The organism is Methylobrevis albus (assembly GCF_015904235.1).
GTDB classification, from domain to species: domain Bacteria; phylum Pseudomonadota; class Alphaproteobacteria; order Rhizobiales; family Pleomorphomonadaceae; genus Methylobrevis_A; species Methylobrevis_A albus.
In genome coordinates this window covers 68,277-92,788 of record NZ_JADZLT010000050.1, presented here as the reverse complement: position 1 = coordinate 92,788, position 24,512 = coordinate 68,277, and the positions used below count along the sequence as shown (strand labels likewise).

Annotated in this window: 21 protein-coding genes; 6 read left to right on the top strand and 15 right to left on the bottom strand. The window is 71.4% G+C overall.

Annotation, left to right across the window (positions count from 1 at the left end; all coding sequences use genetic code 11):
- Positions 1-32 precede the first annotated feature (32 nt).
- Positions 33-1,025: a bifunctional riboflavin kinase/FAD synthetase gene (locus I5731_RS10165; protein ID WP_197311276.1), complete on the bottom strand. Its 993-nt coding sequence runs from the start codon at positions 1,023-1,025 to the stop codon at positions 33-35.
- A gap of 221 nt (positions 1,026-1,246) precedes the next feature.
- Positions 1,247-1,696, bottom strand: coding sequence for a MaoC family dehydratase (locus I5731_RS10160; RefSeq protein ID WP_197311275.1), 450 nt, complete (start codon positions 1,694-1,696; stop codon positions 1,247-1,249).
- Between the two features lie 311 nt (positions 1,697-2,007).
- Here I5731_RS10160 and I5731_RS10155 point away from each other — a divergent pair, with 311 nt between their 5' ends.
- Positions 2,008-2,391 carry a response regulator gene (locus I5731_RS10155; protein ID WP_197311274.1) on the top strand — a complete coding sequence of 128 codons (384 nt, stop codon included), beginning with the start codon at positions 2,008-2,010 and terminating at the stop codon, positions 2,389-2,391.
- 203 nt (positions 2,392-2,594) lie between these two features.
- Positions 2,595-3,236, top strand: coding sequence for a protein phosphatase CheZ (locus I5731_RS10150; protein ID WP_197311273.1), 642 nt, complete (start codon positions 2,595-2,597; stop codon positions 3,234-3,236).
- Between the two features lie 93 nt (positions 3,237-3,329).
- Here the strand turns inward: I5731_RS10150 and I5731_RS10145 are convergent, their stop codons facing one another.
- Positions 3,330-4,196, bottom strand: coding sequence for a TIGR01459 family HAD-type hydrolase (locus I5731_RS10145; protein WP_235981697.1), 867 nt, complete (start codon positions 4,194-4,196; stop codon positions 3,330-3,332).
- Between the two features lie 191 nt (positions 4,197-4,387).
- Between I5731_RS10145 and mutL the strand changes: the two genes are divergently transcribed.
- On the top strand, positions 4,388-6,259 hold the full coding sequence (gene mutL, locus I5731_RS10140) for a DNA mismatch repair endonuclease MutL (protein ID WP_197311272.1): 1,872 nt from the start codon (positions 4,388-4,390) through the stop codon (positions 6,257-6,259).
- A gap of 23 nt (positions 6,260-6,282) precedes the next feature.
- On the opposite strand, the gene I5731_RS10135 is transcribed toward mutL, so the two are convergent.
- From I5731_RS10135 to I5731_RS10125, 3 genes are all read right to left on the bottom strand, one after another.
- Positions 6,283-7,191 (bottom strand): GGDEF domain-containing protein, encoded by a 909-nt coding sequence (locus I5731_RS10135; RefSeq protein WP_197311271.1) that lies wholly within the window; start codon positions 7,189-7,191, stop codon positions 6,283-6,285.
- Positions 7,192-7,324: 133 nt separating this feature from the next.
- The gene (gene rsmD, locus I5731_RS10130) at positions 7,325-7,897 is read right to left on the bottom strand and encodes a 16S rRNA (guanine(966)-N(2))-methyltransferase RsmD (RefSeq protein ID WP_197311270.1); all 573 of its coding nucleotides are present in this window, start codon (positions 7,895-7,897) and stop codon (positions 7,325-7,327) included.
- Positions 7,878-9,989 carry a pseudouridine synthase gene (locus I5731_RS10125; RefSeq protein ID WP_197311269.1) on the bottom strand — a complete coding sequence of 704 codons (2,112 nt, stop codon included), beginning with the start codon at positions 9,987-9,989 and terminating at the stop codon, positions 7,878-7,880. The genes rsmD and I5731_RS10125 overlap by 20 nt, the downstream gene beginning before the upstream one ends.
- A gap of 103 nt (positions 9,990-10,092) precedes the next feature.
- On the opposite strand from I5731_RS10125, the gene I5731_RS10120 reads away from it, so the two are divergent.
- A complete protein-coding gene (locus I5731_RS10120; protein WP_197311268.1) occupies positions 10,093-10,551 on the top strand; it encodes a nucleoside deaminase in 459 nt (152 codons plus the stop codon).
- Here I5731_RS10120 and I5731_RS10115 read toward each other — a convergent pair.
- The 7 genes from I5731_RS10115 to I5731_RS10085 all read right to left on the bottom strand — a co-directional run bounded on the left by I5731_RS10115 (position 10,523) and on the right by I5731_RS10085 (position 20,017).
- Positions 10,523-11,404, bottom strand: a complete 882-nt coding sequence (locus I5731_RS10115) for a patatin-like phospholipase family protein (RefSeq protein WP_197311267.1) — start codon at positions 11,402-11,404, stop codon at positions 10,523-10,525. The genes I5731_RS10120 and I5731_RS10115 overlap by 29 nt on opposite strands.
- Before the next feature lie 110 nt (positions 11,405-11,514).
- Positions 11,515-12,780: a phosphoribosylamine--glycine ligase gene (gene purD, locus I5731_RS10110; RefSeq protein ID WP_197311266.1), complete on the bottom strand. Its 1,266-nt coding sequence runs from the start codon at positions 12,778-12,780 to the stop codon at positions 11,515-11,517.
- Positions 12,781-12,883: 103 nt separating this feature from the next.
- Positions 12,884-15,688, bottom strand: a complete 2,805-nt coding sequence (locus I5731_RS10105; RefSeq protein WP_235981741.1) for an EAL domain-containing protein — start codon at positions 15,686-15,688, stop codon at positions 12,884-12,886.
- Positions 15,689-15,930: 242 nt separating this feature from the next.
- Entirely contained in the window at positions 15,931-16,521 is a 591-nt protein-coding gene (locus I5731_RS10100) for a GNAT family N-acetyltransferase (RefSeq protein ID WP_197311264.1), read from the bottom strand.
- Positions 16,518-17,846, bottom strand: a complete 1,329-nt coding sequence (locus I5731_RS10095) for a M16 family metallopeptidase (RefSeq protein ID WP_197311263.1) — start codon at positions 17,844-17,846, stop codon at positions 16,518-16,520. The genes I5731_RS10100 and I5731_RS10095 overlap by 4 nt, the downstream gene beginning before the upstream one ends.
- A gap of 5 nt (positions 17,847-17,851) precedes the next feature.
- Entirely contained in the window at positions 17,852-19,258 is a 1,407-nt protein-coding gene (thrC, locus tag I5731_RS10090) for a threonine synthase (RefSeq protein WP_197311262.1), read from the bottom strand.
- A gap of 168 nt (positions 19,259-19,426) precedes the next feature.
- The gene (locus tag I5731_RS10085; RefSeq protein ID WP_197311261.1) at positions 19,427-20,017 is read right to left on the bottom strand and encodes a YqgE/AlgH family protein; all 591 of its coding nucleotides are present in this window, start codon (positions 20,015-20,017) and stop codon (positions 19,427-19,429) included.
- Positions 20,018-20,267: 250 nt separating this feature from the next.
- Between I5731_RS10085 and I5731_RS10080 the strand changes: the two genes are divergently transcribed.
- Together I5731_RS10080 and I5731_RS10075 are read left to right on the top strand one after the other, a co-directional pair.
- Positions 20,268-21,092 (top strand): protein-disulfide reductase DsbD domain-containing protein, encoded by an 825-nt coding sequence (locus tag I5731_RS10080; protein WP_197311260.1) that lies wholly within the window; start codon positions 20,268-20,270, stop codon positions 21,090-21,092.
- A 132-nt stretch (positions 21,093-21,224) separates the two neighbouring features.
- On the top strand, positions 21,225-21,710 hold the full coding sequence (locus I5731_RS10075) for a peroxiredoxin (protein WP_197311259.1): 486 nt from the start codon (positions 21,225-21,227) through the stop codon (positions 21,708-21,710).
- A gap of 216 nt (positions 21,711-21,926) precedes the next feature.
- Here the strand turns inward: I5731_RS10075 and I5731_RS10070 are convergent, their stop codons facing one another.
- Entirely contained in the window at positions 21,927-22,604 is a 678-nt protein-coding gene (locus I5731_RS10070; protein ID WP_197311258.1) for an HAD family hydrolase, read from the bottom strand.
- A gap of 150 nt (positions 22,605-22,754) precedes the next feature.
- Positions 22,755-24,257 carry an AMP nucleosidase gene (locus I5731_RS10065; protein WP_197311703.1) on the bottom strand — a complete coding sequence of 501 codons (1,503 nt, stop codon included), beginning with the start codon at positions 24,255-24,257 and terminating at the stop codon, positions 22,755-22,757.
- Positions 24,258-24,512 lie beyond the last annotated feature (255 nt).

Here is a 24,512-nt window from a genome sequence, read left to right as displayed (position 1 = left end):
CGGCGGAAATAAAGCCGTTCGCGCGAGCCGCGTCAGGCGTCGGCGAGCGCGAGGTCCAGCCCCGAGACCGGGGTGGTGGCGGCGAGCACGGCGCGGGCTTCGGCGCTGTCGCGGTCCATCTGGGCGACGAGGGCGTCGACGCCGTCGAATTTGAGTTCCGGGCGGAGGTAGCTCACCGGCGTCACCTGCAGCGCCTTGCCGTAGAGGTCGCCGGCAAAATCGAACAGGAAGGTCTCGAACACAGGCGCGCCGTTGTCGAAGGTCGGCCGGCGGCCGAAGCTCGCGACGCCGGGCAGCCGCGCGCCGTCCAGCTGGACGAACACGGCGTAGATGCCGTGCGCGAGGCCGAAGTCGGGCGCAGTGCGGATGTTGGCGGTGGGATAGCCGATGGTGCGGCCGCGCTTGTCGCCGTGGGCGACCGTGCCGTCGAAGAACCAGCGGTAGCCGAGCAGTCCGGCCGCGCCGCCGACGTCGCCGGCGGCGAGGGCCGCCCGGACACGGCTCGACGACACCACCGCGCCGCCCTCGTCCTCGAACGGGCCGACGACCGTGACGCCGAAGCCGGCGGCGGCGCCCGCCGCCTGCAGGCTGTCCACCGTGCCGCTGCGGCGGTGGCCGTAATGAAAATCCCAGCCGACGACGACGTGGCGGGCGGCGAAGCTGCCGACGATCACCTCTTCGACGAACTGCGCCGGGCTCTCGGCCGCAAATTCGCGCGTGAAGGCGTTGACGATCATGCCGTCGAGGCCGAACGCCGCGGTGAGCCGTGCCTTCGCCGCCGGCGGCGTCAGCCGGAACACCGGCTGGTCGGGCTGGAACACGCTGCGGGGATGCGGTTCGAACGTCAGCATCAGGCAGGGAACGCCGGCCGCCTCCGCCTGCGCCAGCGCTGCGGCGAGCACGGCCTGGTGGCCGCGGTGCATGCCGTCGAAATTGCCGATCGCGACCACCGCGCCGCGCAGATCGGCGGGCAGGTCCTCGACCAGGCCGGTCAGGAAGGGCTTGCGGACGGGATGTTCGGTCATCGGCGGGCCCGGCCTCGGCGGAACCCGCAGTGCAGGGCGCGGCCGTGGAGGGGCGCGGCGTCGACAGGCGGGCGTCGGAAAACTGGCATCGGAAGGCGGGTCGCGTCCTGATCACTGCGGCGGTGCCTCGCCGCGTCGGGCGGGAACCGGAACGGCCGCGACCGTGCCCCGGGGGCGGCCCGGGGTCAAGCGCTGCGATGCGAAGCGTGGATCGCCGCCGGTCAGAACCCGGGCTGGTCGGCGCGCCGTGGCACCATCACCATCGCCTCGCCGTCGAGCACCAGCGTGTTGTCGACGCGCGCCTCGCAGGTGAGCCGGGCGCGCGAGCCCTTCTCGATCAGTTCGGCGACCTCGACGCTGACGGCGATCACGTCGCCGATCCGCACCGGCGCGCGGAACTTCAGCGTCTGCGAGAGGTACACCGCGCCCGGGCCGGGCAGGCGCATGCCGAGCACCGCGGAAATCAGGCTGGCGGTGTAGAGGCCGTGCGCGATGCGCCCGCCGAACCGGGTACGGGCCGCAAAATGCTCCGAAAGATGGATCGGGTTGTGGTCGCCGGAAATCTGCGCGAAGCCGATCACGTCGGAATCGAGCACCGTCTTCAGGTAGGTCTCGCGCATGCCGACGCTGAGATCCTCGTAGAAATGCGACGTGGCTTCCTGAAACGACATCAGCTTGTCCTCGGCCTCGATCCGGCCGCAAGGCGACCCTTGCGCGGTCGAATAGCAGGTCGGCGGCCGGGCGGGAACGCGGCACCTTGACCGATCGCCGCCGCCGGGCCCGGGCCACGACCGCAGCATCCGGACCCCCGCATCGCCATCTGCGAGTCGTCGGATCAACCGCGCGGGCGATTAACTGACTTTCAAGGTCCCGCGGTTATGACTTGAGGGGACAGGAATACCGGAGCCGCGCTGGAGATACGTGTTTTCCCGCTGCGGCATCCGCCCCGACGAAGGCCTTCTGGTAGAGTTTGGAGTAGACGATGGCCCTGGACACCTCGATGTCTGTACTCGTGGTCGACGATTACAAGACGATGATCCGTATCATCAGGAACCTGCTGAAGCAGCTCGGTTTCGAGGACGTCGACGAAGCGGCTGACGGCACCGAGGCCCTCGGCAAGATGAAGGAGCGCCGCTATGGCCTCGTCATCTCCGACTGGAACATGGAGCCCATGACGGGCTACGAGCTCCTGAAGCAGGTCCGCGCCGATTCCTCGCTGGCGAAGACGCCCTTCATCATGGTCACGGCCGAATCCAAGACCGAGAACGTGATCGCGGCGAAGAAGGCCGGCGTGAACAACTACATCGTGAAGCCGTTCAACGCGCAGACGTTGAAGGGCAAGATCGAGGCGGTGTTCGGCGTCTGACGCCGGGCATCCGTTGCGATACCGGGCAAGACGCCCGGGTCTCGTGCGGCCGGATCACGGCCGGACGGCACGACGGCCGCGTGGTGCGGTCGCAACAACAATGGTTCCGACAGTCCGATGGCCCGCCAAGAGGCCTCCGACGCCGCGCAAGCGGCGATGGGCAATGCAATCGACATAAAGGGCCGCGGAATGAGGAGCGCCGCATGACCTTGCTGACCGAGAAGGAAGTCTCGAACGTCGTCGACTATCTGAAGCGCACCCGCCTCAGCGAGGACGTGTCGCTCGACGACGTGATGGGGCTCGCCGAGGTGATGGCCGAATCGCTGCGGCCGGCGCTGTCCGGCCTCGACGCCACGGTGCATCGCGATCTCGGCGACATGGCTCGCGAGATCGCCGCGATGAAGCGCGAGCTCGCCGAAATGCGACTCGGCGAAGTCCGCACCGACAAGATCGGCACCGCCGGCCGCGAACTCGACGCCGTGGTCGAGGCGACGGAAGAGGCGACCAACATCATCATGACCGCCGCCGAGGCGATCATGGGGGCCGATCCGGCCGACGTCGACGGCTTCCAGGCCGTCGTCAACGACCGCGTCATCGAGATCTTCGAGGCCTGTTCGTTCCAGGACATCACCGGCCAGCGCATCGGCAAGGTGGTCTCGACGCTGAGCCTGATCGACGACCGGCTCAACCGCCTCGTCGAGCGCCTGAAGCTCAACGTCGACGCGCCGACCGAGCCGGCCGAGGAAACCGCGGCCGAGCGCCGGGCGCGCGAACTGATCCTGCACGGGCCGCAGGCGAAGGGCGAGGGCGTCAGCCAGAACGACATCGACGACATGTTCCCCTGAACGGCCGTCACCGTCACCGATACGAAAACGGGCGCCCCTGGGGCGCCCGTTTTCGTATCGGCCATCAAGATCCGGCGCCGCGGCGCCGGCCGCTCACCACTTCAGGCGCGGGATCGCGGCCTTGGCGACGATGCCCTCGATGGCGAGGCGCTTGGCGACCAGCACCGGATCGGGCTCGTCGGCCGGGCCGAAGTCGGCGGCGTGGATGCCGGCGGTGACCATCAGCACGTCCATGCCCTGGCCCCAGCCGCCGCGCACGTCGGTCGGCAGCGCGTCGCCGATGGCGAGCACGTCCTTCGCCACCACCGGCTTGCCGGCGAGGGTCGACAGCGTCTCGAGCGCGACGTCGTAGACCGGCTTGTACGGCTTGCCGTAGAGCTCGGTCCGGCCGCCCATCTCGGCATAGAGCTGGGCGAGGGCACCGGCGCAGAAGATCAGCCGGTGGCCGCGCTCCACGACGATGTCGGGGTTGGCGCAGATCATCGGCACGTCCGCCGCGACGAGGCGCTCGAACGAGGCGCGGTAGCTCTCCGGCGTCTCGGTGTCGTCGTCGAACAGGCCGGTGCAGATCAGGAGCTTGGCGTCGCCCTCGCCGACCAGCGTGATGCCGAGGTCGCCGAGCATCGGGATGTCGCGCTCCGGCCCGATGAAATAGGACGGCAGGTGCACCTCGCGGCGCAGCCGCTCGGTCGTCACGTCGCCCGAGGTGACGATCGCGTCGTAGGCGTCGCGCGGGATCTGGAATTTGTCCAGCATCGTCGCGATGTGCGGCGCCGGGCGCGGCGCGTTGGTGAGCAGCACCACCGGCTTGCCGGTGGTCTCCCGGAACTTGCGCAGCGCCTCGCCGGCGTCCGCGTAGCCGACCACGCCGTTGTGGAGCACCCCCCACACGTCGCAGACGATGCCTTCGTAATTCGGGGCGAGGTGGGCAAGGCCCGGGATCATGGTGATGCTGTCCATGGCCCACGGCGTAGAGGGGACGCGGCGGCCCGTCAAGCGGCGAAACGGCGGATTTCGGCGCGATCGGCGCGATCGCCACCCCGCCATGCACAGGCTGCAGGACGGACGCCGCCGCGGTGGCGGCCGGGTCGCGAATCCGGCAAGGTGCCCGCTTGCGCTCCGTTGCCGTCCCGCGCCGAAATCAGATTGCCATGCTCGTCCGCCAGCTCAGCCCCGTCACCATCAACCGCATCGCCGCCGGCGAAGTGGTGGAACGGCCGGCGAGCGTCGTCAAGGAACTGGTCGAGAACGCCATCGACGCCGGCGCCTCGCGCATCGAGATCGTCACCGCCGGCGGCGGCAAGACGCTGGTCCGCGTCACCGACGACGGCAGCGGCATGGTCCGCGCCGACCTCGCCCTCAGCGTCGAGCGCCACTGCACCTCGAAGCTCATCGAGGACGACCTGCTCGACATCCGCCACCTCGGCTTTCGCGGCGAGGCGCTGCCCTCGATCGGCTCGGTCGCCGAACTCGTGATCGAGACGCGCCATGCCGATGAGCCGCACGGCTGGGGCCTCGCCGTGATCGGCGGCGCGAAGGACGAGCCGCGCCCGGTCGGCGTCTCGGCCGGCACCCGGATCGAGGTGCGCAACCTTTTCTTCGCGACGCCGGCGCGGCTCAAGTTCCTGAAGAGCGAGCGGGCCGAGGCGGCCGCCGTCACCGACATGGTGAAGCGCCTCGCGCTCGCCGCCCCGGCGATCCGCTTCACCCTCGCCGGCGCCGACCGCTCCACGCTCGAACTGCCCGCCGTGTCGGGGGAGGGCGCCCGCGACGCGCGCATCGGCCAGATCCTCGGCCGCGACTTTGCGGCCAACGCGATCCCGATCGCCGCTGAGCGCGAAGGCGTCCGGCTCGAGGGGCTCGCCGGGCTCGGCACCTTTCACAAGGCGAACTCGCTGTCGCAGTTCCTGTTCGTCAACGGCCGGCCGGTGCGCGACAAGGCGCTGCTCGGCGCGGTGCGGGCCGGCTATGCCGACGTGATGGCCGGCGACCGCTACCCCGCCGTGGCGCTGTTCCTCAGCCTCGATCCGCACGAGGTCGACGTCAACGTGCACCCGACCAAGGCCGAGGTGCGCTTCCGCGACCCGGGTCTCGTGCGCGGCCTCGTCGTCGGCGCGCTGCGCGCCGCTCATCTCGCGGCCGGCCACCGCACCTCGTCGACCCACGGCAGCGCGACGCTCGCCGCCCTCGCCCAGTCGATGGACCGCGCTCGCAGTGCTTCCGCGGGCAGCGGCATCGCGATGCGCGCGGCCTATCCCGCGGGCGTCTACGACTGGCGCAGCGCCCCCGAGCGGCCGCTCGCCGCCGACGCCGGCGGCCCGGCGGGGGCCGGTGCAGTGGGCATCCCGGCCGACCTCGGCCGCGACCAGTCCCGGTTCGCGGATTTCGCCGCCCCCTCGGCCGACGCCCGGCCGCATCTCGCGGAACCGTCGGAGGACCGCCTCGCCCGGCCGCTCGGCGCCCCGCGCGCGCAGATCCACGCCACCTACATCGTGGCGCAGACCACCGACGGCCTCGTCATCGTCGACCAGCACGCCGCGCACGAGCGCCTCGTCTACGAGCGGCTGAAGGCGCAGCTCGCCGGCCGCCCGGCGTCGCAGCTGCTGCTGATTCCGGAGATCGTCGACCTGCCCGAGGAGGACGCGGCGCGCCTGCTCGAGCGTGCGGACGAGTTCGAGCGGCTCGGCCTCGTCATCGAGAGCTTCGGCCCCGGCGCGGTCGCGGTGCGCGAGACGCCCGCGCTGCTCGGCAAGGTCGATGCCGCGACGCTGGTGCGCGATCTCGCCGACCACATCGCCGAATGGGACCGGGCGACGACGCTCGCCGAACGCCTCGACCACGTCGCGGCGACGATGGCCTGCCACGGCTCGGTGCGCGCCGGTCGCCGCCTGCGCGTCGAGGAGATGGACGCGCTGCTGCGCGACATGGAGGCGACGCCGGCGTCGGGCCAGTGCAACCACGGCCGGCCGACCTTCGTGGAACTGAAGCTCGCCGACATCGAGCGCCTGTTCGGCCGGCGCTGACCGATCCGCCGGACGGCGCGAGGTCAGGTCGCGGCGAGGGCACTCAGCACGGCCGCGGGGCGGTGCAGCTCGGCGCGGTTGCGGCCGTTCTGCTTGGCCCGGTACAGCGCGAGGTCGGCCTGCTTCAGCGTCGCGTCGACGGAGGTGTCGTGGTCGAGCGCGGTGACCCCGAAACTCGCCGTGACCGGGATGCGGTGGCCGTCGTGCAGCAGCGGCTCGCCGGCGATGGCGCAGCGGAGCCGGTCGACGATCTCGAGCCCGTCGTCGATCGTCTGCCCCGGCAGCACCCAGCCGAACTCCTCGCCGCCGAGCCGGCCGAACGCGCCCTGGCCGTGCCGGCGCACCACGTCGCAGACCATCAGGATCGCCGCGTCGCCGGCATCGTGACCGTAGGTGTCGTTGATCTTCTTGAAGCGGTCGAGGTCCATCATCACGAAGACGCCGGGAGCCGCCTGCGGACTGTCGCGCACGCTGCGGTCGACCTCGGTGAGGAAGGCGCGGCGGTTGAGGCAGCCGGTGAGCGGATCGGTCGCCGCGAGACGAACGATCTCGCGCCGGTCGCGGATCGAGCGCTCGGCGTTGCGCAGCCGTGCCTGCAGTTCCGCGGTTTCCACCGGCTTGCGCATGAAATCGTCGGCGCCCGAATCCAGCGCCTCGACCAGCTTGCTGCCGCTGCCGGCGGACGACATCACGATGATGTGGAGGCACTGGTCGTCGAGGCGCAGCGTGCGCGCCGCCCAGCAGAGGTCGAGCCCGCCGAGGCCGGGCAGTTCCAGCCCGGTGATCAGGACGTCGACGTCCTTGTGCTCCTGCATGTGCGCGAGCGCCTTGGCGCCGTCGTCGTAGGCGACGCAACGATCCCCGCGTTCGGTGACCATCGCACCCACGATCTTGAGCGTCACTCGCGATGCATCGACAAGCAGCACGTTCATCCGTCCGCCTCCGGAGAACAACTATAAGTCAGCTTCCGAAATAAATCGTTTCCGCGCGCCCCGGATTATACGGCAAACAACGTACATCGCGTGGTTGTGGGTGCGTCGCGGCATGCCCGTCACGGCTGGTCTGCTACGGCGGCGATCCGGCCGCAAACCGGCAGATCAGCACCTGGGTGTCGCCGACTACCCGCCGGTCGAGCGTGACGATCCCGGCGGGCAGCGCGACCGCCGCCCGCGCGCTCTCCTCGACCACGACGAGCGCGTCGGGGGCGAGCCAGCCGCCGGCAACGAGGCTGTCCAGCGCCGCGTCGGCGTGGCCATGGCCGTAGGGGGGATCGAGGAAGGCGAGGCCGTAGGGCGGGCCGGCGGTGCCGAGCGGCCCCATGCGGCGCGCGTCGCGGCGATAGAGGCGCGTCGCCGCGATCAGCCCGAGGCTTTCCTGGTTGCGGCGGATCAGGCCGCGCGCCTCGACGCCGTCGTCGACGAAGAGGCAGGTCGCGGCGCCACGGCTCATCGCCTCGAAGCCGAGCGCGCCGGTGCCGGCGAAGAGGTCGAGCACCCGGGCGCCGGGCACGGGGTCGCCGTGGCCGTGCTCGAGGATGTTGAACAGGCTCTCGCGAAGCCGGTCGCTGGTCGGGCGGATCGCCTGCGACGACGGAGCCGCGAGCGTATGGCCGCGCGACTTACCGCCGACGATCCGCATCGCCCTTGCGTCCCTTTCCGCCGCCCGGCGCCCCGTCGCCCGGCGTCTTCGCCGGCGGCTTGCGCCGCGGCTCGACCGTCACGGCCGGCCCCTTGGCCGCCCGCGCGCCGGCCCGGGTCGGAGCGCCCGGGTTGACGATCTTCGCCTTGGCGGAGCCGCGTCCCGGCTCGCCCGCCGCCGGCTTGCTCGCGGCGCCGCCGGCGGCCTTGCCATCCGCCGGCCTGGCGCCAGCCGTCTTGGCGGGCGGCCGTGACTTGCCCTTGGCCGTCCGCATCGTGGCGTCGCCGGACGAGCGCCGCTCGCCGCGGCCCTCGCCGCCCTCAGACCGGGCCCGCGGCGCACGGCCGGCATCCGCCGGGCCTGCGGCGGCGCTGCGACCCCGGGTCGGGGCGCGGTCGCGCGGCGCGGCGTCCCGCTCGGGCCTGCCGCGGCCTTCGGACGGCCGGGCCTCGCGGCCGCGTTCGTCCCGTCCACGATCATCGCGGACCCGCTCGTCGGCGCGGCGCGGCGGCCGGGCGGCGGCAGCGCCGCTCCGCTCGGGCCGGCCCTCGCTGCGCGCCGGGGCGCCGGCGGGACGCTCGAAGCTGCGTCCCTCGCGTCCCCGCTCGGGCCGCGGCCGCTCCTCGCCGCGCGGCGCCGGCCGGTCGGAACCGGCCCGATCGTCGCGGCGCGGACGCGCGGCGCCGGCACCCGCCTGGTCGTCGCGGCGCGGCCGGCCGAAGCCTGCGCCGGCCTGGTCGTCCCGGCGGGGCCGGTCAACACCACCGCCGGCCGTCTCCTCACGGCGCGGCCGGGCGTAGCCGCTGCCGGCCGCCTCTTCCCGGCGCGGCCGGGCGAACCCGCCGCCCGCCTGGTCGTCGCGGCGCGGGCGGTCGTCGCGGCCCGCCGGGCGGGCGCCCCCGGTCGCCGGGCGCTCACCCGGGCGGTCGCTGCGGCCGCGCTCGTCGCGCTGGTTGAACTTCTTGGTGCCGATGCGGCGCAGCGCGCCCGTCTTCGGGCCGTCGTCACTGGCGGACCGGGCGCCGCGGTCGTCGCGGCTGCCGGTGCGGCCGCCGGCGGCCGGGCGCTCGCTGCGCCCGCCGTGGTCGAGGTCGGCGGCGTGGCGCTTGGCGTTGGCGCGCGCATCCGGCCGGCGTGCCGGGCGGCTGTCGCCGCCGCGCGGGGCGCCGCGGCCGGCACCGGCGTCGTCGAAGCCGCGTTCACGCGGACGCGGCGCGAGTTCCGGCGCGTCGAGATCGGCGCCGGCGGCGGCGGCGAGCCGGGCGCCGAGCTGCTCCTTCAACGCCCGGCGCGGCACCTCGACGACGGCACCGTCGGCGAGTTCGTTGAGCTGGAACGGTCCGAACGAGACGCGGATCAGCCGGTTCACCGTCAGCCCGAGATGGCCGAGGATGTTCTTCACCTCGCGGTTCTTGCCCTCGCGCAGGCCGATCGACAGCCAGACGTTGTCGCCCTGCTGGCGCTCCAGCACCGCCTCGATCGCGCCGTAGAGCACGCCGTCGATGGCGAGGCCGTCCTTCAGCGCATCGAGCTGCCCCTGCTCGACGGTGCCGAAGCAGCGCACGCGGTAGCGCCGCAGCCAGCCGGTCGACGGCAGCTCCAGCACGCGGGCGAGGCCGCCGTCGTTGGTGAGGAGCAGCAGCCCCTCGGTGTTGATGTCGAGCCGGCCGACCGACATCACGCGCGGCAGGTCCGGCGGCAACCGCTCGAACACCGTCGTGCGGCCTTCGGGATCGCGGTTGGTGGTCACGAGGCCGCGCGGCTTGTGGTAGAGCCAGAGCCGGGTGCGCTCCTTCAGCGGCAGCGGCTCGCCGTCGACCAGCACCGTGTCGCCGGGGCCGACCACGGCGGCCGGCGTCTCCAGCACGCGGCCGTTGACCGAGACGCGGCCCTCGGCGATCCAGGCTTCGGCGTCGCGGCGCGAGCAGAGGCCGGCGCGCGCCATCGCCTTGGCGATGCGCTCGGGCGCGGCAGGGTCTTCGGCAACGGCCTCGGCGCCGGGCTCGGCGTCGCCGGCCTCGGAGGTCGTCTGGTCGGGGCGGCGGGCGCCGGACTTGGCCCCGCCGCGGGAGGGTGTCTTGGATTTCGTCATGCGACGCGTGATATCAGACCCGCGGGCGCGGCGGAACAAAGCATCGGCGTCGAACCAGCGGGATTTCGGCCCTGCAGCACGGGATTTTGGGGGAAAGGCGCCGATGACGGGGGCAACGACCGTTTCCGGCTTCATGGACCTCGCCCTCGCCGAGGCGCGGGCCGCCGCCGCGCGCGGCGAGGTGCCGGTCGGCGCGGTGCTCGTCCGCGACGGGATCGTGCTCGCCAGCGCCGGCAACCGCACCCTCGAACTCTGCGATCCGACCGCCCACGCCGAGATCCTCGTGATCCGTGCGGCCTGCGCCGCCACCGGCTCCGAGCGCCTGCCGGGCGCCGACCTTTACGTCACGCTGGAGCCGTGCCCGATGTGCGCCGGGGCGATCTCGTTCGCCCGCCTCCGCCGGCTCTACTACGGCGCGCCGGACGAGAAGGGCGGCGCCGTCGACCACGGCCCGCGGCTCTTTGCGAGCCCGGTCTGCCATCACGCGCCGGAGGTCTACGCCGGCCTCGGCGAGCGCGACGGCGCGGCGCTGCTCAGGGAGTTCTTTCGCGCCCGGCGCTGACGAGTTCGGCCGCGGCGTCACCGGCGACGCGCGCCTCCAGCGCCGCCTCGACCTTGCGCTTCACCTCGTCCTTCACCGCGGCGGTCGATTTCAGGATCGCCGCGGCCTTCATGAAGTCGAGCACCCGGAAGGCGTCGATCGGCGGGCGCACCAGCACGTCCGGCTGCCGGCTCTTCAGCTTCTCGGTCATCAGCGACTGCATCAGGATCTGGCTCGCGCCGAACACCGCCTCGCTCGCCGAGGGATAGGCGCGCGCTGCATTGCGCAGCGGCTCGCCGACGACGTCGACGGCGATCACGAGGTCGACGTCGGCGGGCAGCCGGTCGAAGGGGAGCGGATTGACCACGCCGCCGTCGATGTAGACCGTGCCGTCGATCTCCACGGGGCGGAACAGCACCGGGATCGCGATCGACGCGGCGATCCCCGCCCGCAGCGGGCCACTGGCGATCTCGACCTCGCGGCAGCCGTAGAAGTCGGCCGCGACCACCGAGAACGGGATCGACAGCGCCTCGAAGGTCTCGGGGATCTCCGGCGGCAGGAAGATCTCGACCGTGTGCAGCGCGTCGAACTGGGTGAGGCCGGTGCCGAGCAGGTCGGCGATGCGCTTCGGGCGCAGCTGCCACAGCCGGCCCCAGACCTCGCCGGAATTGCGGAAGGTCGCCGTCACCACCTCGCGCACGCCGCGTCCGCCGAGCCCGGCGGCATAGGCGGCACCGATGATTGCGCCGATCGAGCAGCCAGTGATCGCCACCGGCGGCAGGCCGAGCTCGTCGAGCGCTTCCAGCACGTGGATATGGGCGAGCCCGCGGGCGCCGCCGCCGCCGAGCGCAAGGCCGATGCGCGGAGTGGACATGGGAATTTCCGTTCGTCCTCTCGGGCACGCGGCGTGCCCTCTCGCTGGCAGCTAAGCCTGCCGGGCCCGCCGTTCAAGGCGCGGGACCCATGACGCGCGGCGCCCGAGGCTCAGCCGAGCGCGCGCCAGCCGATGTCGCGGCGGCAGAAGCCATCGGGCCAGTCGATGGCGTCGACGGCGGCATAGGCCCGTTCCTGCGCGGCGGCGACGGTGCGCCCGAGCCCGGTGACGGCGAGCACCCGGCCGCCGCTCGCCAGCACCCGCGCGCCGTCGGCCACCGTGCCGGCGTGGAAGACCATCGTATCGGGTACCGCGGCGGCCGCGACGAGGCCGCCGATCTCGCTGCCCTTGCCGTAGCTGCCGGGATAGCCGCGCGTCGCCATCACCACGGTGAGGGCGGCGTCGTCCGAGAAGGTCGCCGTCTCGCCGGCGAGCCGGCCCTCGGCGGCCGCCAGCATCAGCGCCAAAAGATCCCCTTCGAGCCGCGGCAGGATCACCTGCGTTTCCGGGTCGCCGAAGCGGACGTTGTATTCGATCAGCTTCGGCCCGGCCTCGGTGATCATCAGCCCGGCGAACAGGATGCCGGAAAACGGCGTGCCGCGGCGGGCGAGGCAGGCGATCGACGGGGTGATGATCTCGGCCATGACGCGGGCGTCCATCGCCTCGGTCATGATCGGGGCGGGCGAATAGGCGCCCATGCCGCCGGTGTTCGGGCCGGCGTCGCCGTCGAAGGCGCGCTTGTGGTCCTGCGCAGAGCCGAAGGCGAGCACGGTCTCGCCGTCGGCGAGCGCAAAGAAGCTGACCTCCTCGCCGACCAGCATCTCCTCGATTACCACCTCGGCGCCCGCGGCCCCGAACGCGCCGGAGAAGCACGCCTCGACGGCGAGCAGCGCCTCGTCGACGCTGGTCGCCACCACGACGCCCTTGCCGGCGGCGAGGCCGTCGGCCTTGACCACGATCGGTGCGCCGCGGGCGCGGATATAGTCGGCGGCGCCGGCGGCGTCGGAAAAGCGGCCGTAGGCGGCGGTGGGAACCCCCGCCTCGTCGCACAGCGCCTTGGTGAAGGCTTTCGAGCCCTCCAGCCGGGCGGCTTCCTTCGACGGGCCGAACGCCTTGATCCCGGCGGCGGCGAGGTCGTCGACCAGCCCGGCGACCAGCGGCGCCTCGGGGCCGACCACCACGAAGTCGACGCCCTCGCGCCGGCAGAACTCGATCACCGCGCCGTGGTCCTCGACGCGCAAGGCCGCGGTGTCGGCGATCGCCGCGATGCCGGCGTTGCCGGGGGCGACGGTGAGGCGGGTCAGCAGCGGCGAGGCGCGGAGCTTCCAGGCGAGCGCATGTTCACGCCCGCCGGAGCCGATCAGAAGCACATGCATCCAGCAATCCCGGTGCGGCAGTCATCAAGGGTCGGGTCTGCGGGTAGCACGGCGGGGCAGGCGCGTAAATGCGCCGACCGTGCCGCGAACCGCGTTCCCGCCCTCAGGCCCGCGCCTTCGCCGGCTTCTTCTCGAACTGCTTGCGGACGTCGTCGGCGCTCATCGGCGCGCCGAAGAAGTAGCCCTGGACGTAGTCGCAGCCGAGGTTGGTGAGTTCGGTCGCGTCGTCCTCGCTCTCGGCGCCTTCCGCGACGATCTCGAGGCCGAGGTCGTGGGCGAGGGCGACGATGGCGCGCAGGATCGTCATGCGGTTGCGCCCGCCGCCTTTCAGGAAGCTCTGGTCGATCTTCAGCGTGTCGATCGGCAGCCGCTGCAGGTAGGACAGCGACGAGTATCCGGTGCCGAAGTCGTCGAGCGAAATGCCGGCGCCGAGTTCGCGCAGCCGCGCCAGCATCTGGGCGGCGAACTCCGGGTTCTCCATCACCAGCGATTCGGTGAGTTCCAGCTTCAGCGAGCCCTTGGCGAGCGAGGTGCGCGACAGCACGCCCTTGACGTCGTTGAGCAGGTCGTGGCGCAGCAGCTGCCGGCTGGAGACGTTGACGCTCATGAACAGCGCCTCGCCGCCCGGCAGGCTCTGCTGCCACTGGCCGAGCTGGCGCGCGGCGCGGTCGAGCGCGAACAGGCCGAGTTGCACGATCAAGCCGGACCGCTCGGCGGCGGGGATGAAGTCGAGCGGCGAGATGCGGCCGCGCTTCGGGTGATCCCAGCGCAGCAGTGCCTCGAAACCGGCGATCTCGCGCGTCTCGATGCGCACGATCGGCTGGTAGAACACCTGCATCTCCTCGCGCTCCAGCGCGCGGCGGAGGTCGCTTTCCAGCGTGAAGGCGTCGTTGGCGCCCGAGCGCAGCGACGGCCGGAACGTCTCGATGCGGTCGCCGCCGAGGCGCTTGGCGTAGGCGGTGGCGATCTCGGCGTCCTTCAGGAATTCGAGCGGATCGCGCGACTCGCGGTCGTGCATCGCGATGCCGATCGAGGAGGTCAGGAACACCTCCTGCTCGTGGAAGGCGATCGCGGCGCGGATCGCGCGGCGCACGGCGTCGGCGAACGCCGCGACGCGGTCGGGCGTCTGCTCGGAGAGCAGGATGATGCCGAAATGGTCGCCGTCGATGCGCGCGAGGCTGTCGATCGGCTGCAGCAGCCGGCCGAGCCGGCGCGCCACCGTGAGCAGGATCGAATCGCCGACGGCGAGGCCGAGGCTCTCGTTGACCTGGCGGAAGCGGTCGATGTCGATCAGGAACACCGCGGCGCGCGGCGAGCCGTCGAGCTGCGCCCGCGTCATCGCGGCGCCGAGCCGGTCGAGGAACAGCTCGCGGTTGGGCAGGCCGGTCAGATTGTCGTGCACGGCATCGTGCAGCAGCCGCTCCTGCGCGGTCTTGGCGTCGGTGATGTCGAGCAGCGTGCCGACGCAGCGGATCACCTCGCCGTCGCCGCCGAGGATCGGCCGCGCGCGCAGGCGGAACCAGAGGTAGTGCCCGTCCTGCGCCCGGAGCCGGAAGCTCTGGCCGATGCGGCCGCGGCGCTGCTCGACGACGGCGTCGAGCGTCGCGCGGAAGCGGTCGCGGTCCTGCGGGTGCAGGATCTCGAGCCAGTCGCGCGCCGGGCCTTCCAGCGTGCCGCGCTTCAGCCCGAGCGACACCTCCGCCTCGGCGCTGGTGTAGATGCGGTCGCGCGCGACGTCCCAGTCCCAGATCACGTCGCCGGCGCCGGTCAGTGCCAGCGCCCGGCGCTCGGCGTCGTTGATCAGGCCGTCGGCGATCGGCCCGCCGGCGAAGGCGTGCTGCATCACGGTGAAGCCGAGCAGCAGGACGAGCAGCACGAGGCCGCCCGACAGCGCCGGCTGCACGATGTCGTTGGCGAGTTCGCCCGAAACGGTGAGCCCGGTGCCGACCAGCCAGGCGATGAAGATCAGCCAGGTCGGGATCAGCATGATGGCGCGGTCGTAGCCGTGGAAGGCGAGGCCGACGATCAGCAGCAGCCCGAGCACGCCGAGCACGGCGAGCGCCATGCGGGCGATACCCGACGCGATCGAGGGGTCGTAGAACGCCACCGCGAGCAGCGCACCGAGTACGGTGAGCGTGATCAGCACCACCTGGCTATAGCGAAAATGCCATCGGTTAAGGTTGAGATAGGCGTAGAGGAAGATGACCAGCGTCACCGCGATCATCACCTCGCTGCCCGCCCGGTAGATCTGATCGTTGCCGAGCTGGACGTTGAACACCTTGTTCCAGAAGCCGAAATCGATGCAGAGATAGGCGAGCACCGTCCAGGCGAGCGCGGCCGTGGCCGGGAACATCATCGAGCCCTTGACCACGAACAGGATGGTCAGGAACAGCGCCAAAAGGCCGGAGATCCCGAGCACGATGCCGCGGTAGAGCGTGTAGGAGTTGACGTTGTCCTTGTAGGCGTTCGGCGTCCACAGCGTGATCTGCGGCAGCTGCTCGGTCCTGAGTTCGGCGACGAAGGTGACGACGGTGCCCGGGTCGAGCGTGATCAGGAACACGTCGGCGTCGGGGCTGGTCTGCCGCTCCGGCGCAAAGCCCTGGCTCGGCGTGATCGCCGCGATGCGCGAGGCGCCGAGGTCCGGCCAGATCAGGCCGGAACCGGACAGCCGGAAATGCGGCGCGACGACGAGGCGGTCGAGCTGTTCGTCGGTGTTGTTGGCGAGGGCGAACACGGCCCAGGTCGGTGCCGTCTCGGCGCCGCGGGCACGCACCTCGATCCGGCGGACGATGCCGTCGGGGCCGGGGGCGGTCGAGACCTGGATGCGGTCGCTGCCCTCGCGGTAGAACTCGACGGCGCGGGTCAGTTCGAGCGCGTCGATGTCCGTCGGCACCGCGATCGGCTCCATCGCGGCGGCGGGCACCGCCGCGGCGATCGCCGAGACCAGGGCGACGAACAGCGCCAGCACCAGCCCGAGCAGCGCCGCAGGCGCCGATCGCCGGCCTCGTGTCCCGCCGTCCCTGATGTCCCCGTCTGCCATGTCTCTTCCAGGTTCATTCCATGCGGCATGCATGCGCCGGCCGCCTCGCGGCTGCAGGGCCGGCCCGCGGTCCCTGCCCATCCCTGTGGCCGTCGCTGTCGGCGTCGCCGTCACCGCGGCCGTCCCGCGTCGTCCGCCACCATGCCGAACAGGATGTGATCCTGCCAGCGGCCGTCGATCAGCAGGTAGCGTCGCGCCATGCCTTCGCGGACGAATCCGGCGCTTTCGAGGAGGGCGATGGAGCGGGCGTTGTGCGGCATGCTCGCCGCTTCCAGCCGGTGCAGCCGGAGTTCGTCGAAGACGAACGGAATCAGCGCCCGCACCGCCTCGGTCATGTAGCCGCGCCCGGAGTGCTCGGCGCCCATCCAGTAGCCGAGCGAGCAGCACTGCGACACGCCGCGGCGGACATTGGAGAGCGTCGCGCCGCCGATGATGCGCCCGTCGGTGGCGCGGAACAGGAAGAAGGGATAGCCGGTGTCCTCGCGGGTCTCGCGCTGGTAGCGCTTGATCCGGCGGCGGAAGGCGGCGCGGGTCAGGTCGTCCTCGGCCCAGGTCGGCTCCCAGGGCTTCAGGAAATCGCGGCTCGCCGCGCGCAGTTCGGCCCAGGCGGCATGGTCCGACATGATCGGCGCCCGGAGAAAGGTCCGCTGGGTGCGCAGCACCGGGCCGGCGTCGCCGGTGACGACGCGCAGCAGGGTCATTGGGCGCGCCTTGCGCCGCGCACCCGCCGCTTCGGCGCCGCCGCGACGGCCGAGGGCGGCAGCGGCGCGCCGAGCCGGCCGGCGATCTCGTCGAGCCCCTGCAGCCGGCCGATCGGGCCGATCGCCGACAGCGTCGGCGCCGCGGTGGTGATCGTGTGGCCGATGTAATCGCGCACCGATTCGGCCGTCACGGCGTTGATCCGCTGCACGACCTCGTCGAGCGGCAACGGCCGGCCGTGGAACATCACGTGGCGGGCGATCTGGGCGGCGCGGCCGGCGGGGCTTTCCAACGTCATCAACAGGCCGGCGCGCAGCTGCGCCCGGGCGCGGGCGACCTCGACCTCGGTGATGCCGTCGGCGGCGCGCTGCAACTCGTCGATGATCGCGCTGGTCAGCGTCGCGGCATCTTCCTCGCCGGTGGCGGCGTGGATGCCGAACAGGCCGTCGTCCTCGAAGCTCCAGTGGAACGAATACACCGAGTAGCAGAGGCCGCGCTTCTCGCGGATTTCCTGGAAGAGGCGCGAGGACATGCCCCCGCCGAGCACCGAAGCGGCGATCTGCGCCGTGGTGAAGTCGCCGCCGTGGTAGGACGAACCGCGGAAGCCGAGCACGAGCTGCGCCTCCATCAGGTCACGCTCCTCGCGGTGCTCGCCGCCGACGTAGACGGCGGGCGCGTCCTTCGGCGGCAGCGCGTCCGGATAGGCCGCGAACTTCTCGCGGCTGAGCGCGACGAGTTCGTCGTGGTCGACCTTGCCGGCCGCGGCGACGACGGTGCGCGGGCCGACGTATTGCCGCGCGAGATAGCCGCGCAGCGCCGCCGGATCGAAACCGGACACCGTGTCGACCGAGCCGAGGATCGGCCGGCCGATCGGCTGGCCGGGGAAGGCGGCTTCCTGGAAGCAGTCGAAGACGAGATCCTCGGGCGTATCCTGGGTCGCGCCGATCTCTTGCGTGATGACGTGCTTCTCGCGGCCGAGTTCGTCCGGGTCGAAGGTCGAATCCTGCAGGATGTCGGCGAGGATATCGAGCGCCAGCGGCACGTCGCCTGCGAGCACGCGGGCGTAGTAGCTGGTGCTCTCGATCGAGGTCGCGGCGTTCACCTCGCCGCCGACGTTCTCGATCTCCTCGGCGATGCCGGCCGCGGTGCGCCGGCTGGTGCCCTTGAACGCCATGTGCTCGAGCAGATGCGAGATGCCGCTCTCCGTCGGCAGCTCGGTGCGCGAGCCCGCCGCCACCCACACGCCGAGCGCGGACGAGGCGAGATGCGGCATGGCGTGCGAGACGACGGTGATTCCATTCGGCAGTGTCGTTGTCTCGACAACCATTCTTGTCAGACCTCCTGGGTCGCGGCCCGGGCGCGCGTCCCGATGAAATTCTCGACTGCCGCGAGATCGTTGGCAAGCACGCTCTGGCGCTCGGCCCGCGCGAGCAGATCGCCGAGCCGCTCCGGCAGGCCGGGACGGATGCCGGACGCGGCTTCGACGGCATCGGGGAACTTCGCCGGATGCGCGGTCGCCAGCGTCACCATCGGCACCGGCGCGGCGATCTCGTGCTCGGCGACGGCGACGGCGGTGGCCGTGTGCGGGTCGAGCAGGTAGCCGGCGTCGGCCAGCACCCGGCCGATCGTGGCGGCGGTCGCGGCTTCGTCGGTGCGGCCGGCGGCAAAGCCGTCGCGGATCGCGGCGATGGTCGCGGCCGGCACGGTGAAGGCGCCCGACTGGCCGAGGCCGTTCATCAGCGCGGTGACGCCCTCGGCGTCGCGCCCGCCCGCCTCGAACAGCAACCGCTCGAAATTGGAGGACACCTGGATGTCCATCGACGGCGAGATCGTCGGCATCACGCCGCGCGTCTCGTAGCGACCGGTCTCCAGCGTGCGGACGATGATGTCGTTGACGTTGGTCGCAACGACGAGGCGCTCGATCGGCAGGCCCATCGATTTCGCGACCCAGCCGGCGAAGATGTCGCCGAAGTTGCCGGTCGGCACCGTGAAGCTGACCGGCCGGTGCGGCGCGCCGAGCGCCACGGCGGCGACGAAATAGTAGACCACCTGCGCGACGATACGGCCCCAGTTGATCGAGTTGACACCCGACAGGCCGACCCGGTCGCGGAAGGGCAGGTCGTTGAACATCGCCTTCACCAGCGCCTGGCAGTCATCGAAGGTGCCTTCAACGGCGAGCGCGTGCACGTTGGCGTCGGCGACCGTGGTCATCTGCCGGCGCTGCACGTCGGAGACGCGGCCGTGCGGGAAAAGCACGAAGATGTCGGTGTTGTCGCGGCCGCGGAACGCTTCGATCGCCGCGCCGCCGGTGTCGCCGGAGGTCGCGGCGACGATGGTGGCGCGCTGGCCGCGCTCGGCGAGGACATGGTCCATCAGCCGGGCGAGCAACTGCATCGCCACGTCCTTGAAGGCGATCGTTGGTCCGTGGAACAGTTCGAGCAGGAAGTGGCCGGGGCCGAGCTGCACCAGCGGCGTCACCGCCGGATGCACGAAGCTCGCATAGGCGCCGTCGATCATCCGGCGCAGCGCGGCGGGCGGGATGTCGTCGCCGACGAACGGCGCGATCACCGCCTCGGCGACGTCCGCGTAGGAGCGTCCGGCAAAGCCGGCGATCGTCGCGGCCGAAAGCTGGGGATAGGTTTCCGGCACATAGAGGCCGCCGTCGCGGGCGAGGCCGGTGACGACGACGTCCGAAAAGGAGAGGGCCGGCGCACGGCCCCGCGTACTGACATATCGCACGGAAGCTCGAACCCTTCTGCCGCTTCGCCCGCTCACCACGGCCGACGCAAGGTGCACCGCGGGTCGCGCGAACCTATCGGTGATGGCCGGTGGTCGCAAGGCTGCCGCCGCCGCGGCCCGGCGCGCCCGTTCAAGCGGGAATCGGGCGGGATTGTTCCGGCGGCGCGCTCAGGCGCGCCCGAAACTGTGCGACAGATGGCCGGGCTCCAGCCCGAGCACGGCGAGCGCCCGGGCGTAGCGCAGGTCCGGGGCGACCTCGAAGATCACCTCCATCGGGGCGTCGGCGGTGAGCCAGCCGTTGGTCTGGATCTCGGCCTCGAGCTGCCCCGGCGCCCAGCCGGCATAGCCGAGTGCGAGCAGCGCATGCTCGGGCCCGCGGCCCTCGGCGATCGCCTTCAGCACCTCCAGCGTCGCGGTCAGCGAGATGTCCTCGTTGATCGGCAAGGTCGAGTTCTCCAGGTGGTAGTCGGAGCTGTGCAGCACGAAGCCGCGACCGGTCTCGACCGGCCCGCCCTGCAGCACCATCATCGCCTGTGCCGACCTCGGAAGGCGGATCTCGTCGCCATCGGGCACGACGTCGAGCTGGACCAGGAGGTCCTTCAGCGAGATCTCGGGCGCCGGCTTGTTGATGATCAGGCCCATCGCGCCGTCGGCGGAATGGGCACAGAGGTAAACGACGGCGCGGGCGAAGCTGCCGTCTTCGATCGTTGGCATCGCGATCAGGAACTGCCCGTCGAGATACGTGGGGCTGAGCGGCATACGGTTCAGGGTCCATTGCGAGAGGCTGGCGGGCTCTCATCCGTTCCCCGTCTCGGCGCGAGGGTTGCGGAGAGACGACGATACCCCTGTTCGCGCCGCAAGGGAATCGACGCACTTCAATTGAATTGTGGCGCCGCGGCCTCCGCCGCTCGGCTTCACGGGCTCGTGTCGCGGCCGCGCGCGGTTTTCTCTCGTCGTGGCCCGCGCCGCTGTCGTAAGAGGGGCGGTCCCCGTCAGGCAGGAACATCCGGTGCAGGCACTTTCGGTTTCGGCGCGGTCGCTCTGCGGGTCTCTCTTCGCCCTGCTCTTCGGCATGGCCGTCGCCGCGGCCGGCCCCGTGGTGCCGACGCCCGAGGTCCGGCTGCTCGTCGCAGGCACCAATGATGCCGGCTACGAGGTCGGCCTCGCGATCGGCCTGCCGCCCGACTGGCACACCTACTGGCGCTATCCCGGCGAGGCCGGCCTGCCGCCGGTGATCTCGACCGAAGGCAGCCGCAATCTCGAAAAGCTCGTCATCGCCTGGCCGGCACCGAGCCGCCATTACGACGGCTACGCCAGTTCCATCGTCTATCCGGGCGGCGTGGTGCTGCCGATCACCGTGGTGCCGGTCGATCCGGCCGTGCCGGTGTCGCTCTCCATCGACCTCTTCTTCGGCTTCTGCGACATGATTTGCGTGCCCGGTCACGCGCGGCTCGACAAGCTGCTGTTGCCGGGGGCGCGCGGCGACGAGGCCGGCCGCGCCGCGGTCGCGGCCGCCCGGGCGGCGGTGCCGCGGGCCGAGGCGCCGGGCGTTCATCCGGCAATCCTCGGCGTCAGCCGCCTCGCGCCGGGCGAGGGACCGCCCGTGCTCGCGATCGAAACCACCCCGGCGCCGGGCGGTGGTCCGGTCGACCTCTTCGCCGTCGGGCCGGAGGGCTGGGCGCTGCCGCTGCCGCAGCCGGATCCGTCGGCCCCCGGCCGCTTCCTGCTGGCCCTGCGCGGCCTGCCGAAGGGTACCGACCCGGCCGGCGGGGCGATCACCTTGGTCGCGGTGCAGGACGGCCGCGCCACCGAGGCCGAGCGCCGCGTTCCCTGATCTTCGATCCCGCCCGGATCCGTGCGGCGCGCGCTTGTCGCCGGCCGCTGCCTTGGCCTATCAAGGACAGGTCTTTTTCCATCCGGCCGCACCGCGCATTGCGGCGACCGGATGCCCCCCAAGGAGAGTTTGATGACGATTGCCGTTGGCGACACGCTGCCCGATGCGAAGTTCAAGATCTCGACGGCCGACGGCCCGGCCGAAGTGACGACGGCCGACGTCTTCGCCGGCAAGAAGGTGGTGCTGTTCGCCGTGCCCGGCGCCTTCACGCCGACCTGCCACATGAACCACCTGCCGGGCTTCCTCGAGAACGCCGACGCGTTCAAGGCGAAGGGCGTCGACACCATCGCCTGCGTCGCGGTCAACGACGTCTTCGTCATGAAGGCCTGGGCCGCCGCCACCGGCGCCGACGGCAAGATCACCTTCCTCGCCGACGGCTCGGCCGACTTCGCCAAGGCGACCGGCCTCGATATCGACCTCTCCGGCGGCGGCCTCGGCCTCCGCTCCAAGCGCTACGCGATGATCGTCGACGACGGCGTCGTCACCTCGCTGGATATCGAGGAAGCGCCGGGCAAGGCAACGGTCTCGGGTGCGGCCGCGGTGCTCGAGAAGCTCTGAGGTTTTTTTGGGGGGAGGGGGCGTCTCGCCGTGGGGCGGCCCCCTCCCTGTCCCTCCCCCGCTTCGCAGGAGAGGGGACGCAGGAGGTGAGGGCGCTCGCCTCACTGATGCGTCGGTTCGGCGAAGGCTTCGTGTTGTGAAGGCCCTGTCGCCCATCGTCCCCTCTCCCGCGAAGCGGGGGAGGGACAGGGAGGGGGGAAGCCCCACGGCACGGACTTACCCCTGCACGCCGCCCCAGCTCCGCACCGCGTCGATCGTCGGCGCGACGTCGGTGAGGCGTTTCACGACCGTCTCCGCGCCCGCTTCGGTGAGCGCGTCGGCGTGGCCGCTCCAGGTGTGGGCGCCGCCGGTGAAGCCGATCACGCGCATGCCGGCGGCGACCGCAGCGATCACGCCGTGCGTTGAATCCTCGATCACCACCGCATCGCGCGGGTCGACCCCGAACACCTCGGCGGCGTGCAGGAACACGTCCGGCGCCGGCTTGCCGCGGCCCTGACGCACGTCGCGGGCGGAGAAGACATAAGGCTTGAAGCGGTCGTAGAGCCCGGTCGCGCCGAGCGAGATCGCGAGGCGGGCCGAGGATGAGTTCGAGCAGATGCAGCGCGGCCCCTCGAGCACGTCGAGCAGTTCGTGGATGCCGGCGATCGCCTTGACGGTGGCGAGGCGGCGATCGATCTCGGCGTCGATCTTCGGCTTCATGTCCTCGGGCAGCAGGCGGCCGATCTCGCGCTCGATGGTGGCGGCGATCTCGTCGCCGGTGAGCCCGGCGAAGCGGATGATCAGCTCGGCCGGCGTCAGGTCGTAGCCGACGTCCTTGAAGAATTCGGCGTTGACTTCCGCGGCCAGCAACTCGGAATCCACCAGAACGCCGTCGCAATCGAAAATGGTCAGCATGAGAAACTTTCGGTCGGGTCAAGGCCGCGCCCGGCCCTTACCGGCTCGGCAGCGGGCTGAGATGTAGCAGAGCCGGCGCCAGGAAGCACCCCGGGCGCACCGCAGGGCCGGCCTGCGCGGCGCGGCCTGCGCCGCGCCGCCGCCGGATCGCTACTGGAACGCCGTCTCCATGAAGCTGCGCAGCTTGCGCGAATGCAGCCGTTCGGGCGGCATCGCGCGCAGCGCCTCCATGGCGCGGATGCCGATCTCGAGGTGCTGGTTGACCTGGGTCCGGTAGAAGGTGCTCGCCATGCCCGGCAGCTTGAGTTCGCCGTGCAGCGGCTTGTCCGAGACGCAGAGCAGGGTGCCGTAGGGCACGCGGAAACGAAAACCGTTCGCCGCGATCGTCGCCGATTCCATGTCGAGCGCCACCGCGCGCGACTGCGAAAAACGCTGCACCGGCTCGCGGTGGTCGCGCAGTTCCCAGTTGCGGTTGTCGATGGTGGCGACCGTGCCGGTGCGCATGATCCGCTTCAGCTCCCAGCCCTCCAGCCCCGTCACCTCCTCGACCGCCTCCTCCAGCGCCACCTGCACCTCGGCGAGCGGTGGGATCGGCACCCAGGGCGGCAGGTCGGCGTCGAGCACGTGGTCCTCGCGCACATAGCCGTGCGCGAGCACATAGTCGCCGAGCTTCTGGCTGTTGCGCAGGCCGGCGCAGTGGCCGAGCATCAGCCAGGCGTGCGGCCGCAGAACGGCGATGTGGTCGGTGATCGTCTTGGCGTTCGACGGGCCGACGCCGATGTTGACGAGGGTGATGCCCGAGCTGTCCGGCCGGATCAGGTGGTAGGCCGGCATCTGCGGCAGCCGGGCCAGCGGCGTGCCGCTCGACGGCGCGCTTTCGCCCGACAGCGTCAGCACGTTGCCGGGCTCGGCGAAGGCCGAATAGGCGCTGTCGCCGCGCGCCATCAATTCGCGCGCCCGGATCGCGAACTCGTCGACGTAGAACTGGTAGTTCGTGAACAGCACGAAGTTCTGGAAATGGCGCGGGTCGGTCGCCGTGTAGTGTTGCAGCCGGTGCAGCGAATAGTCGATGCGCGGCGCCGTGAAGGGGGCGAGCGGCATCACGTCGCCGGGCTTGTATTCGGCGGTGCCGTTGGCGATCGCATCGTCGGTGATCGCGAGATCCGGCACGTCGAAGATGTCTCGCAGCGGCCGCGCCATCGCCTCGACCGCCGACCCGTCGACGTGCGCGCCCTCGAAGAAGGCGAAGTGCAGCGGGATCGGCACGTCGGATTCGCCGACTTCGACCGCGACGCCGTGATTACGCATCAGGAGGCCGAACTGGTCGATCAGGTAGTCGCGAAACAGCTCGGGCCGCGAGATCGTCGTCGCATAGACGCCGGGGCCAGGAACGTGGCCGTAGGAGAGGCGCGAGTCGATCTGCGTGAAGGTGGTCGTGGTCAGGCGCACCATCGGATAGCAGGCGCGGTAGCGCCCCTCGCCGCCGCCGGACGCCACCGTCTGGTCGAAGGCGTTGCGCAGGAAGCCGGTGTTGCGCAGGTAGAGCTCCTGCAGCCGGTCGACGGCCGCGACCGGATCGGTGAAGTCCTCGAAGGGCACGTGCGGCGGCTGTCCCACTTCGCCGGCCATCGGCGCCGGGGGGGCCTGCACCATGCCGCCGAGCGGCGTCGCTCCGGTCTCGTCACTCATCGGCGCTCCTGTCGCTGATTCGGCCGCCGCGCGCTGCCGATCGTCGAAGAAATAGCACAAGCCGCCGAACGCGTATGCGACGCCCGCGCCCGCTCCGCGATCCGCCCGGCGGGCGGCATGGTAAACAAATCATTGACAACACTGCGAAATCAGTCGCGGCACCTTAACCGGCGATTTACCATGCCGAGCCCAGAATCCACCCCGAGGCCACAAGGCCGC